Raw genomic sequence first — 12,137 nt, forward strand, 5'->3', positions numbered from 1 at the left:
ATGAGCACAACCGCACCCTCCACCGCATCCTCCGCCGCAGTTCCGGCTGGGACCCCGGGGGAAAAGAAGCCCCGCCGCAACATCACCAGCACCTACTCCGGACTCCTCAAAGCGGTCCGTGACGAGGGGCTGCTGAAACGCCGGCGGTCCTTCTACATCAGCACCTTCATTTTCCTGTGCGCCGGCCTGGTGGCTGCTGCGACAGGCTCCTTCTTCATCGGGGAAAGCTGGTTCCAGCTGCTTATCGCGGCCGCGCTGGGCATCCTCCTGACCCAGCTGGCCTTCATTGCGCACGAGGCCTCGCACCGCCAGGTCTTCGAATCAGGACCCGCGAATGACCGTGCCGGAAAGTTCGTAGCGAACGCCGTCGTCGGCATCAGCTACCAGTGGTGGATGAACAAGCACAGCCGGCACCACGCCAACCCCAACACGGTGGGCAAGGACCCGGACATTGATATGGACACCATCTCCTTCCTGCCGGAACAGGCGGCACGCCAAAAGGGGTTCATGGCGTGGTTCGCCCGCCGCCAGGGCTGGCTGTTCTTCCCCCTGCTGATGCTCGAGGGCATCAATCTGCACGCGACCTCCATCAAGCACCTCTTTGCAAACAAGGAGGTCAAGGGCCGTATCTCCGAACTGGTGATGGTGTTCACGCGCCTGGGCCTGTACTTGGCTGCCGTGTTCTTCTTCCTTCCGGTGGGAATGGCCTTCGCCTTTATCGGCGTTCAGCTTGCGGTGTTCGGCGTCTACATGGGCGCATCCTTTGCGCCGAACCACAAGGGCATGCCGATCCTCCCGAGGGACTCCAAAGTCGACTTCCTGGGCCGTCAGGTACTGACCTCCCGCAATATCGTGGGCCGCGGGATGAACACCCTGATGGGCGGACTGAACTACCAGGTGGAACACCACCTGTTCCCGAGCATGCCCCGGCCGCACCTGGCCCGGGCCAGCCAACTGGTGAAAGAACACTGCGCCAAGCATTCCATTCCCTACACAGAGACCACCCTGGTGCAGTCCTACGCCATAGTGGTTCGGTACCTCAACGAAGTGGGCCTCTCCGCCCGGGACCCGTTCGATTGCCCGATGCGGTCCAAGTACCGCATCTAGCCGGGCCGCAGCGAATAGCCGCGTTCAAAGCTTCTGACAGACTGGGAACATGACAAAAAACCCCGCAGCCCGCCCGGCGGACACAACGCAGGTGGCACACCTCGGCATGCGCATGGAGGATTCCATCCATGCCTGGCGCGATGAACGCGCCCGCAAACGGGGCGACGTGCAGACCGTCCTGCCGTTCACCGGCTACGGCTCCACCGAATGGGTACGGGTCCTGGGCCGGGTCATCCTGGCCAAGCCCGGTTACTTTGACGGTGCAGAAAAGTCGATGGCGTCCAAGGCGATCGCCGACGGCATCCGCGGCTGGCGGAACTTCATGAGCCCGCCCGTCAACAAGGCGACGGTCACCGTCATTGTGGGCGGCCAGAAGCATGTGGTCACCGCAGACCGCGGGGGAGTGGTGGATGCCATCCTTCCGGCGGATCTTGCGCCCGGCTGGACCACCGTCCTGCTTCGTTCCGAAGACGGCGAAGAAACCACGGCACCGATCTACGTGGTGGACCCTGCCGCTGAGCTGGGCGTGGTCTCCGACATTGACGACACCATCATGGTCACTGCCCTGCCCCGTCCAATGCTGGCGGCGTGGAACACCTTTGTCCTCGACGAGCATGCCCGCACGCCCACCCCCGGAATGGCCGTGATGATGGACCGGCTGGCCAGGGAAAACCCCGTGGGCCCGGTGCTTTATCTTTCGACCGGTGCCTGGAACGTGGCCGCCACCCTGACGCGGTTCATCACCCGCAACCTGTATCCGGCCGGTCCGCTGCTGCTCACCGACTGGGGCCCCACCACTGACCGCTGGTTCCGCAGCGGGCAGGCGCACAAACGCACCCAGCTGGAGCGGCTGGCGCAGGAATTCCCGGACATCAAGTGGCTGCTGATCGGCGATAACGGCCAGCACGACGAAGAGATCTATGCAGACTTCGCCCAGCGCCACCCGGAGAACGTCCGGGCCATCGCGATCCGCCAGCTCTCGGCAGGCGAAGCGGTGCTCGCCGGCGGCCGGACCGGCAAGCCGGGGGAAACCCCGGTGGAGGTGCCGTGGATCTATGCTCCGGACGGCGCCGGGATGTCCCGGCAGCTAGCCGAACTGGGCCTGCTGCCCGACGCAGGCTAGGGAAGCAGATTGCTTGGGCGTCTTCCCTCGCAACTGCCCCTTGGCTTTGGCGACGGCCATACCCTCGCAGGTCCTCATGCCAATGAGATCGGCCCCAAATTCAGCGACCATGCCGAGGACGTAGAAGAAAAGGCGCCCAACGGGATCCGTGGGACCGTAGACGCTGGGAGCCAGGCTCAGTGATACGCCCTTGCGTGTGCCACTCTGGATATGAAGCTTTGCTGGAGTGCATAAGTGCACGGTGAGTGACCGGCCTACTCGTGGGGTGCCCTAGTTCAGCCTGATCCGGTCCAACGTGAAAATGCAGGACTGCGGTCACTGACCATCGAGGAGTGTTTCGATAAACGCCTTGTCGATATCGTGCAGCCGGGTCAGCGTGGGACTCAGCGTTGAATTCGGCTCTGTAAGCTGCCAGCGGTCGTCGACGTCATCGTCAGTGATGATTGCCTCAACATGAACGTCCAGGACATTCATGTGAAGGCCGTGCAGAACAGTCTGCAGCTGCTTGGCGCCCTTGCCTCCGCCCCGGGTGCCATACGTGAAAACGCTGGCCGGTTTGTCCCACCACTCGACATACAGATAGTCCAGAGCATTCTTTAGGGCTGCAGGGTAGCCCCAGTTATATTGCGGAAAGACGAACAGGAACCCGTCCAAACCGGTTATCCGTCGGCTCCACTGGTGGGTGTGTTCGTGCTGGTACTGCTGCAGGGCGGGCTTCAACGGTTCATCAAGAAGAGGAAGGCCGACCTCAGCAAGGTCAAGCAGCTCATACTGAAGCGGACTTCCGTCTTGCAGCGAGTCTCGAACCCAGGATGCGACAACACCGCAGATCCGGTTCGGTCGTGTGCTGCCGACCACCACGGCGATCCGGCTGACTTGTTCCATTAGTGACCCATCTCAGAATCCGCGCCCGCCTTGTCAATGACACTTCAACCGTACGTTCGCGCAAAAGAGGACGCACGGCCCGCAGCGCGGTTCCCCTGTTCATCCGGCCAATCTGGGCGCTTACAACACGACCGCAGTCCCAGACACATGAAGGGCAGCAGAGAAGGTTTGCCCGTCCGCCTGCACGGGGTGGCGGGGTTGTTAGCCGAGTTCGACGAGCATATCGGCGTCGTCGTAGGAGCCTGTTGGTGTTTTCGTTCGTGCCGCGTTGGCAGGACCAGCGCTGCGGACTCCAGGACTCCGCCTCTGAGGGTTTGGCCCGGGCTCGCGGGGCCGTTAAAAGATGGATGCGGGAATAACACCACGTGGTTCCCGCTTGCTTTACAGTCCTCCGCGATCACGAAGGAAATCTATGGGGCGCGGTGCGTCTCTTCGAGTGTGCGTTTGCCCGGGCGCAGTGCGCTAGCCCGAACCGGGGCCTGTACGAGGATCTGTTTCGGCTCATGGACGCAATGCGTGCTGTCCCTGCCCCGTTCGGGCAAGTCAGGCGTCGTCCGTCTCCGCGGTGATGATCCGCAGGATGCGGCGCAGGTCCATGGCCAGCGCCGCTGTCGAGTCCACGGGGCTATCGGCTGAGGCAGTGGTGTTGACCAGGCGTACCAGGTCCACCAGAGCCTCCGTTGCCGCCGAGTGCTCCTCGCTCTGCGGATCCCAGACCTCCACCGCCTCGCCGCACGCATTCACGGCGTCGGCCAAAGGAGCGATCAGGGATGCAGGGACGGCGACATGCTCCGGGTTGCGCCAGATGGCGTCGGTGAGCACTTCGGTCATGTCCTTCACATGCCTGGTGGCACGTTCCATGGCCCGCAGGGCACGGTAGTCAGCGCTGATGTCACGCCGGTATTTGCGGCGGCGGATATTCCCGTGCCTGCTGTTGTCGGCGAGCTCCACGGCCTCACGGACCTCCCGGGTCAGGGCATCGAGCTCGTTTTCCCGCTGCGCCCAGTCATCATGTTCGGGCGGCCAGGTCTCCTCCAGCGCCCGGCCCATGTCCCGAAGCTGGCGCGCCAGCGATTTTCTTAGGGTCACCAGCCCGTTAACGGCGCCGTTCAGGTGCAGCGGCGGGAAAATCAGGGCGTTGACCGCCAGTCCAACCACCACCCCCACCAGCATCTGCACGCCGTAGCCGAAGGAGTACCCGTCGGGATCATCACCGCCCAGGACCAGGACAAACAGTGCGGCCATCGGCACGTATTCGCGCCCGGAGGCACCGAGGAACGACAATCCGCCAAGGAGCACGCCGATGCCGACAATCACGGAGATGGTCCACACGTTCGGTGTGCCGATCAATAGGGCTCCGAGTGCCAGGAGCATTCCGGTCACCAGACCCGCCAGCGTCTCCATGCCGGTGCGGAATGACCCGGACACGGTGGGGTACATGCTGATGATGGCGCCGAGGGGCGCGTAGTACGGGTACTGCGAAGCTACCCCTGGGACGTGGGGGGCAATAGTCCAGGCAATGCCGACAGCGAGCGTCGCCTTGAAGGCAAGCTGGAAGCGGGTGTAGCGCAGGACTCCGGTCACACGGTTGGTAACGGCAGTCAGTGACCGTTTGGGGAGGATTTTTTCACCGGTGGTCATTCCGCCAGTATTGCGCGGGCACGGCCCGGACGACGATTTTTCAGGCCTGCTGCGGCCCGGATGTGGGCATCGGCACAATGCTCCGCCGGCCCAGTATGTCCGCCAGCCGGTCCAGGAAAAGCCGGACCTGGACGTTCTGCTCGTGGATCAGCAGCGCGAAGATGCTGCGTGCAAGGCGGATTTCGGGAACGTCCAGCACCACCGTGCCGGCCGGCCGGTTCAGCATGGCCAGCTCCGGCACCAGCGCCGCGCCCAGGCCCGCGGCGGCCATGGCCAGGCTCGCGTTGAAGTCATCGCACCAGGCCGCCACCTGCGGGTGCAGGCTGCAGCTGGCAAAGAGCCGCTCGATCACCAGCGCATCCGGGGTGCCCGGGTGGTGCATGATCCACGGCATGCCGGCCAGCTGCTCCGCGGTGACCTCCGAACCGCTGCGGATGCCCCAGGATTCGGGCAGCACCACCCGGAAGTCGTCGTCGCCCAGCCAGCGCCGGCTGACGGTGGAGGGCCAGGCCAGCCCGCCCTGGCCCACCTGGTAAACCAGCGCGACGTCGAGGTCCCCGCCGCTGCGCAGCCCCTGGATGGTCTGTGCGGGTTCCGCCACGGACAGTTTCAGGTCGATGCCCAGGTTCTGCCATTCGGGCGAGGCCATCATCTCGGGCAGGGCGAACGTGGCCAGGCTGGGGAAGATACCCAAGCGCAGTTCGTGCCCCCGGGTGCTGCCGGTCCGTGCCGCGGCGGCAATGAGGGCGTCCATGTCCGTCAGCACCTTCACGGCATGGCGGGCCATAACGACGGCGGCTTCCGTGGGGGAGGCGGTCCGCGCCGAACGCTCGAAGAGCAGTGCGCCGGTGTCCTTTTCGAGAGCGGACATCTGCTGCGATACCGCAGATGCCGTGTATCCCAGCCGCAGTGCGGCGGCAGCGAAGGACCCGGTGCGGATGACCTCCAGCAGGGTCTTTAAATGGACCGGATTCACCATCTCAGCGTCCTCCTTCTCAGCCCGGGGGCGTCGACCACAATATCTAGTGTCCGGGGGTACTAGGCCCGACACGCCCACGGTACGCGACACGCATGAATCTTGCCTGTCTCGTCACACGCCCGGGCAGGTTCTGCACAGGCTGTGGAGAACCGGCTCCCGGGCGCGGAAATCCCCGGAATTACTGCGCTGTTCCCTGTGCAAAAACTGTGGACGGAGACCCTCCGTAATGACATACTTGTAATACATCATGTAGGGGTTCCGCCTCAGGGGGCGCACTAGATGTAGTGTCTGGGCATGTGACTGGATGTAGTATCTAGGAACAGACTTCGAGCTTCACCAAAGCTTCAACACAGCTTCACAGCAAGCTTTCGCAGAGCCTGCAAACACGCTTCAGTAAACAGACTTCACGCTTCACTAGGGGAGACCACGCCATGACCGTTACGGTTTACACCAAGCCCGCCTGCGTACAGTGCAACGCCACTTACCGTGCCTTGGACAAGAAAGGCATTGTGTACCAGAGCGTGGACATGTCGCAGGACCCCGAGGCCCTCGAGCGCGTCCGTGCCATGGGCTACATGCAGGCACCCGTTGTCGTCACCGAGCAGGACTCCTGGTCCGGCTTCCGGCCCGACAAGATCGAAGAGCTGGCCCAGGCGCAGGTTTCCTCCGTCGCCTAGGACTGCCCCCCGGGCAGGACAGGGGTGCGGTTTTCGCGCACCGCTTCCGGCCACGCACCACCCGCGCAGAACCGTCAGGAGCGCAGCAACCATGACACTGGGGATGGCAGACCAGGCCGGCTATCCGGCATCGGCATCCGCAGGGGAGAGGCAACCGGAAACGGATGCGTCCCTGATCTATTTCTCTTCGGCTTCCGGGTACACCCGCCGCTTTGTGCAAAAGCTCGGGATCCCTGCGGCCCAGCTCCCGCTCCACACCGGCCAGCCCACCCTGCTGGCCCGCCGTCCCTATGTGCTGCTGCTCCCCACTTACGGAGGAACCGCAGCCCAGCCCGGGGCCGCGGCAAAGGGTGCGGTTCCCAAACAGGTCATCAAGTTCTTGAACAACGAAGACAACCGGTCCCTGATTCGGGGCGTGATCGGGGCCGGCAACACCAACTTCGGGGACTCCTACTGCCTCGCGGCGGACATCATCGCCGTGAAGTGCAAGGTCCCTGTGCTGTATCGATTTGAACTCATGGGCACGTCCGAGGACGTTGCCAAGGTTAACGAAGGATTGGAAAAGTTTTGGACACATCAGTCGCAGAAGCCGGCATGACGGACTCCAAGGAGCTCCCGGAGGCTTATAAGGGGTTGGGCTATCACGAGCTCAACGCCATGCTGAACCTGTACGGCAAGAACGGCGAGATCCAGTTCGACGCCGACCGCGCTGCTGCGCGCCAGTACTTCCTTGAACACGTTAACAACAACACGGTGTTCTTCCATGACCTGGAAGAGAAGCTCGAATACCTGGTGAAGAACGACTACTACGAGCGGGAAACCCTCGACCAGTACTCCATGAACTTCATCAAGGACCTGTACCAGCGGGCCTACAAGAAGAAGTTCCGCTTCGAGACCTTCCTTGGCGCCTTCAAGTTCTACACCTCGTACACGCTGAAGACCTTCGACGGCAAGCGGTACCTGGAGCGCTACGAAGACCGCGTGTGCATGGTTGCCCTGCACCTGGCCCGCGGCGACGAGCAGCTGGCCATCCAGATGGTGGATGAAATCATCGAGGGCCGCTTCCAGCCGGCCACCCCCACCTTCCTCAACGCCGGCAAGGCCCAGCGCGGCGAGCTGGTCTCCTGCTTCCTGCTGCGCATCGAAGACAACATGGAGTCGATCGGCCGGTCCATCAACTCCGCACTCCAGCTCTCCAAGCGCGGCGGCGGCGTAGCCTTCGCACTGACCAACATCCGCGAGGTCGGCGCGCCGATCAAGCAGATCGAGAACCAGTCCTCCGGCGTCATCCCCGTAATGAAGCTCCTCGAAGACAGCTTCTCCTACGCGAACCAGCTCGGTGCCCGCCAGGGCGCCGGCGCCGTGTACCTGCACGCCCACCACCCGGACATCAACAAGTTCCTGGACACCAAGCGTGAAAACGCGGACGAGAAGATCCGCATCAAGACCCTCTCGCTCGGCGTCGTGGTTCCGGACATCACCTTCGACCTGGCCAAGCGCGACGAGGACATGTACCTGTTCTCCCCGTACGACGTCGAGAAGGTTTACGGCATGCCCTTCTCCGACATCTCGGTCACCGAGAAGTACTACGAGATGGTGGACGACGCCCGGATCAAGAAGACCAAGATCCGTGCCCGCGAGTTCTTCCAGACCCTCGCCGAGATCCAGTTCGAGTCCGGCTACCCGTACATCATGTTCGAAGACACGGTGAACCGGGCCAACCCGATCGACGGCAAGATCATCATGTCCAACCTGTGCTCCGAGATCCTCCAGGTCTCCCAGCCCACCACGTATAACGATGACCTCTCCTATGACGAGACCGGCAAGGACATTTCCTGCAACCTCGGCTCGCTGAACATTGCCAAGACCATGGATTCCCCCGACTTCGGCCGGACCATCGAAACGTCCATCCGCGCCCTGACCGCTGTATCGGACATGAGCCACATCGGTTCCGTGCCGTCCATCGCCAAGGGCAATGACCAGTCGCACGCCATCGGCCTGGGCCAGATGAACCTGCACGGCTACCTGGCGCGCGAACGGGTCCACTACGGCTCTGAAGAGGGCATCGACTTCACGAACATCTACTTCTACACGGTGGTTTACCACGCCGTGCGGGCGTCGAACCTGCTGGCCATTGAAACCGGCCGCAAGTTCGCCGGCTTCGAGCGTTCCAAGTACGCCTCGGGGGAGTACTTCGACAAATACGTCAACCAGGAATGGCTGCCGCAGACCGAGCGTGTACGTGAACTGTTTGCGAACGTGCACATCCCCACCCAGGCCGACTGGGCGGCGCTGAAGGCGTCGGTGATGGAGCACGGCATCTACAACCAGAACCTGCAGGCTGTCCCGCCCACCGGCTCGATCTCCTACATCAACAACTCCACCTCCTCGATCCACCCGGTGGCCGCGAAGATTGAGATCCGCAAGGAAGGCAAGCTCGGGCGCGTCTACTACCCGGCTCCGTACCTGACCAACGACAACCTGGAGTACTACCAGGATGCGTACGAAATCGGCTACGAGAAGATCATCGACACCTACGCCGCTGCCACGCAGCACGTGGACCAGGGCCTGTCCCTGACGCTGTTCTTCAAGGACACTGCCACCACCCGTGACATCAACAAGGCGCAGATCTACGCCTGGCGCAAGGGCATCAAGACCATCTACTACATCCGCCTGCGCCAGCTCGCGCTGGAAGGCACCGAGGTTGAGGGCTGCGTTTCCTGCATGCTGTAAGGCTCTGCCCGCTGCACACCCTCCCCGGAACTTTGAAGACAAGGATTAATTCATGACCGAGAAGCTGAAGCTGATCGACCACGTGCAGGCGATCAACTGGAACCGCATCCAGGACGAAAAGGACGTAGAAGTCTGGAACCGCCTGGTCAACAACTTCTGGCTGCCGGAGAAGGTGCCGCTGTCCAACGACGTCCAGTCCTGGGCCACGCTCACACCCGAAGAGCAGCAGCTGACCATGCGCGTTTTCACGGGCCTGACCCTGCTGGACACCATGCAGGCCACCGTTGGTGCCGTCTCGCTGATCCCCGATGCGCTAACCCCGCACGAGGAAGCGGTCTACACGAACATTGCGTTCATGGAGTCCGTGCACGCCAAGAGCTACTCCTCGATTTTCTCCACCCTGGCTTCCACCAAGGAGATTGACGAGGCGTTCCGCTGGTCCACGGAGAACGAGAACCTGCAGCGGAAGGCGCAGATTGTCACCCAGTACTACCGCGGCGATGATCCCCTGAAGCGCAAGATCGCCTCCACCCTGCTGGAGTCCTTCCTGTTCTACTCCGGCTTCTACCTGCCGATGTACTGGTCCTCCCGGGCCAAGCTGACAAACACGGCCGACCTCATCCGCCTGATCATCCGCGATGAGGCAGTGCACGGCTACTACATCGGCTACAAGTTCCAGCGCGGACTGGAGACCCTGCCGGAGGAACGCCGCCAGGAGCTGAAGGACTACACGTACGAGCTGCTCTTTGAGCTGTACGAAAACGAAGTCCAGTACACGCACGACCTGTACGACGGCGTCGGCCTGGCCGAGGACGTCAAGAAGTTCCTGCACTACAACGCCAACAAGGCGCTGATGAACCTGGGCTACGAAGCCATGTTCCCGTCCACCCTGACGGACGTGAACCCGGCCATCCTCTCGGCCCTGTCCCCGAATGCGGACGAGAACCACGACTTCTTCTCCGGGTCCGGTTCCTCCTACGTGATCGGCAAGGCCGTGAACACGGAAGACGACGACTGGGACTTCTAGTTCCTTAGCTGAACCAGCACTGCCGCCGCGGCGGACCTACACGGTCCGTTGCGGCGGCTTTGGTTTAACGGCCGTTTCCCGCTCCTGCACCGCACCGATTGCGTATGGACGACAGTGGATGCCTCGTTCCGAATCCCTGGGGAGAACTGCCCATGCAGGGGGGATCAGGGGAGGCGGCCGGGGCGCAGCAGCGTGGGCTGCCCGGCCCGGGCTGGATCCAGCGGGACCGGACTGATCAGCACCGCCGGTCCGCGCTGCAGTACGCCGCTGGTCAGGGGCCGGCAGCGCAGGCCGCCGCGGCCGCGCATGGCCTTGTGCGCCCCGGGCGCCAGGACGGTGTCCATCCAGGCGCAGGGGTGGGCGTGCCGGCCTCCGTGGAACTCCACGCTGCCGCCGGCGGTCTGAAGAGTGAAATCCTGGCCGATGAGGGGCACCAGCTCCGCACCGCGCAGCACCACGTTGCGCCGTGTCAGCAGCGGATCGAAGGGCCCGGCCCCGAGGTCCGCAGCGATGGCCTCCAGCGACTCGGCGGCGAAGAGCGTCACAGCGGCATCCATGTGGGCGGCCTTGCCGAAAAACCGGTCTCCCACGATTCCCTTCCCGGCCACCACTTCCACTTGCCCGGCGTCGGCGGTGGCGACGTCGGCGGGCCCGTCCTTGGCGCGGCCGAAGTAGGCGTGGCTGCCGGAGACCAGCAGGTGCAGGATCTCGACGTCGTACTCGTAGGTCATGCCTCCACGCTAACCCGCCGCGGACACAGCCTTGGTACTAAGCTGTGCCTCCGGAGACCGGTCAGCCGAGGGAGAAAGCAATGTCCGATGCGGTGCGCGCCTTTAAACTCCAGGTGCCCGATGAAGCCCTGGCGGACCTTCGGGACAGGTTGGGGCGTACACGGTGGCCGGAGCCGGAGGCAGCGGGTAAGTCCGTCGGGCACACCGGCTGGCCGCAAGGACCGCCGCTGGACTACGTCCGTGCGCTGGCGTCGGCGTGGCCGGACCACGACTGGCGGCAACTGGAGGACCGGCTCAACGCTCACGGGCAGTCACTGGCCGCCGTCGGCGGATTGGACATCCACTTTCTGCACATACGCTCGTCCCGTCCCGACGCCCGTCCGCTGGTGCTCACGCACGGATGGCCCGGATCACTGGTTGAGCCGCTGGAGGTGATGGATGTACTGGCAAACCCGCCGGACCCGGCCATGCCGGCGTTCCACGTCGTGGCGCCGTCGCTGCCCGGCTATGGTTTCGGCGGCAAGCCAGCGTCTTCGGGGTGGAACGTTGACCGGACAGCAGATGCCTGGGTGGAACTGATGAGCCGCCTGGGTTATGTCCGGTTCCTGGCTGCCGGGGGAGACTGGGGCGGCCGGGTAACCGCCTCGCTGGGCCGGCGTTATCCGGACCTGGTTGCCGGGCTGCACACTTTTACCCCCTATGTGGTGGACCCGCCGGAACCGGATGGCTACGGACGGCTCAGTCCGCTGGAACGGCAGTGGGTGGCCGAACTGCGGGAGTTCCGCCGTACCGGCAGCGGCTACTCCCTCCAGCAATCCACCCGCCCGCAGGCCTTGGCTTACGCACTGACCGACTCCCCGGTGGGACAGCTGGCCTGGCTGCTCGACAAATTCTGGGCCTGGACGGATCACGGCGGCGACCCGGCAACCGCCATCAGCCGGAACCGGATGCTGGATACCGTCAGCTTTTATTGGTTATCGGCAACGGCGGGGTCCTCGGCCAGGTTCTATTGGGAGAATTTTCCTCCGGACGATTCAGGGCCGGTCAACGTCCCCTCTGCCGTGACGGTTTTCCCTGCCGACATCGAAAAAATACCGCGCCCCTGGGTGGCACACCGTTTCACCGACCTGCGGTCTTACCGGGTGGCCGGACACGGCGGGCATTTCCCCATGCTCGAAGTGCCTGCCCTTTACGTGGAGGAGCTGCGGCACGGGTTCAGCCTGATGTAGCGCCC

General features: G+C 63.5%; 11 protein-coding genes and 1 pseudogene. 7 read left to right on the top strand and 5 right to left on the bottom strand.

The genetic code is table 11. The annotated features are described in order from the left end of the window. Entirely contained in the window at positions 1-1,107 is a 1,107-nt protein-coding gene (locus LJ754_RS07750) for a fatty acid desaturase family protein (RefSeq protein WP_227926145.1), read from the top strand. 49 nt (positions 1,108-1,156) lie between these two features. Continuing rightward, positions 1,157-2,230 (top strand): App1 family protein, encoded by a 1,074-nt coding sequence (locus tag LJ754_RS07755; RefSeq protein WP_227911605.1) that lies wholly within the window; start codon positions 1,157-1,159, stop codon positions 2,228-2,230. Here the strand turns inward: LJ754_RS07755 and LJ754_RS07760 are convergent. The 4 genes and pseudogenes from LJ754_RS07760 to LJ754_RS07775 form a co-directional block, all read right to left on the bottom strand. Beyond that, positions 2,231-2,428, bottom strand: a pseudogene (locus LJ754_RS07760) (recombinase family protein); the annotation flags it as partial. 117 nt (positions 2,429-2,545) lie between these two features. Continuing rightward, complete coding sequence (locus tag LJ754_RS07765) at positions 2,546-3,115, bottom strand: NADPH-dependent FMN reductase (RefSeq protein ID WP_227926146.1); 570 nt, start codon at positions 3,113-3,115, stop codon at positions 2,546-2,548. A gap of 543 nt (positions 3,116-3,658) precedes the next feature. Next, complete coding sequence (locus LJ754_RS07770; RefSeq protein WP_227911602.1) at positions 3,659-4,756, bottom strand: FUSC family protein; 1,098 nt, start codon at positions 4,754-4,756, stop codon at positions 3,659-3,661. 40 nt (positions 4,757-4,796) lie between these two features. Then, positions 4,797-5,735, bottom strand: coding sequence for a LysR family transcriptional regulator (locus LJ754_RS07775; protein ID WP_227926147.1), 939 nt, complete (start codon positions 5,733-5,735; stop codon positions 4,797-4,799). A gap of 431 nt (positions 5,736-6,166) precedes the next feature. Here LJ754_RS07775 and nrdH point away from each other — a divergent pair, with 431 nt between their 5' ends. From nrdH to nrdF, 4 genes are all read left to right on the top strand, one after another. Continuing rightward, positions 6,167-6,412, top strand: coding sequence for a glutaredoxin-like protein NrdH (gene nrdH / locus LJ754_RS07780; RefSeq protein ID WP_146361766.1), 246 nt, complete (start codon positions 6,167-6,169; stop codon positions 6,410-6,412). Positions 6,413-6,515: 103 nt separating this feature from the next. Further along, positions 6,516-7,010: a class Ib ribonucleoside-diphosphate reductase assembly flavoprotein NrdI gene (gene nrdI / locus LJ754_RS07785; protein WP_227911636.1), complete on the top strand. Its 495-nt coding sequence runs from the start codon at positions 6,516-6,518 to the stop codon at positions 7,008-7,010. After that, positions 7,007-9,145, top strand: a complete 2,139-nt coding sequence (gene nrdE / locus LJ754_RS07790) for a class 1b ribonucleoside-diphosphate reductase subunit alpha (RefSeq protein ID WP_227911635.1) — start codon at positions 7,007-7,009, stop codon at positions 9,143-9,145. Before nrdI ends, nrdE begins: the two co-directional genes overlap by 4 nt. A 52-nt stretch (positions 9,146-9,197) precedes the next feature. Then, on the top strand, positions 9,198-10,172 hold the full coding sequence (gene nrdF / locus LJ754_RS07795; protein WP_227911600.1) for a class 1b ribonucleoside-diphosphate reductase subunit beta: 975 nt from the start codon (positions 9,198-9,200) through the stop codon (positions 10,170-10,172). Between the two features lie 164 nt (positions 10,173-10,336). Here the strand turns inward: nrdF and LJ754_RS07800 are convergent, their stop codons facing one another. After that, positions 10,337-10,903, bottom strand: coding sequence for an MOSC domain-containing protein (locus LJ754_RS07800; protein ID WP_227926148.1), 567 nt, complete (start codon positions 10,901-10,903; stop codon positions 10,337-10,339). Positions 10,904-10,983: 80 nt separating this feature from the next. Here LJ754_RS07800 and LJ754_RS07805 point away from each other — a divergent pair, with 80 nt between their 5' ends. Continuing rightward, positions 10,984-12,132, top strand: coding sequence for an epoxide hydrolase family protein (locus tag LJ754_RS07805; RefSeq protein ID WP_227926149.1), 1,149 nt, complete (start codon positions 10,984-10,986; stop codon positions 12,130-12,132). Positions 12,133-12,137 lie beyond the last annotated feature (5 nt).

Origin of the sequence: Arthrobacter sp. zg-Y40 (assembly GCF_020731535.1) — a bacterium.
GTDB lineage: Bacteria > Actinomycetota > Actinomycetes > Actinomycetales > Micrococcaceae > Arthrobacter_B.

Coding starts and splice junctions, on each gene's coding strand:
- LJ754_RS07750 (WP_227926145.1), top strand. CDS start 1: ATGAGCACAACCGCACCCTCCACCGCATCCTCCGCCGCAGTTCCGGCT.
- LJ754_RS07755 (WP_227911605.1), top strand. CDS start 1,157: ATGACAAAAAACCCCGCAGCCCGCCCGGCGGACACAACGCAGGTGGCA.
- LJ754_RS07765 (WP_227926146.1), bottom strand. CDS start 3,115: ATGGAACAAGTCAGCCGGATCGCCGTGGTGGTCGGCAGCACACGACCG.
- LJ754_RS07770 (WP_227911602.1), bottom strand. CDS start 4,756: ATGACCACCGGTGAAAAAATCCTCCCCAAACGGTCACTGACTGCCGTT.
- LJ754_RS07775 (WP_227926147.1), bottom strand. CDS start 5,735: ATGGTGAATCCGGTCCATTTAAAGACCCTGCTGGAGGTCATCCGCACC.
- nrdH (WP_146361766.1), top strand. CDS start 6,167: ATGACCGTTACGGTTTACACCAAGCCCGCCTGCGTACAGTGCAACGCC.
- nrdI (WP_227911636.1), top strand. CDS start 6,516: ATGGCAGACCAGGCCGGCTATCCGGCATCGGCATCCGCAGGGGAGAGG.
- nrdE (WP_227911635.1), top strand. CDS start 7,007: ATGACGGACTCCAAGGAGCTCCCGGAGGCTTATAAGGGGTTGGGCTAT.
- nrdF (WP_227911600.1), top strand. CDS start 9,198: ATGACCGAGAAGCTGAAGCTGATCGACCACGTGCAGGCGATCAACTGG.
- LJ754_RS07800 (WP_227926148.1), bottom strand. CDS start 10,903: ATGACCTACGAGTACGACGTCGAGATCCTGCACCTGCTGGTCTCCGGC.
- LJ754_RS07805 (WP_227926149.1), top strand. CDS start 10,984: ATGTCCGATGCGGTGCGCGCCTTTAAACTCCAGGTGCCCGATGAAGCC.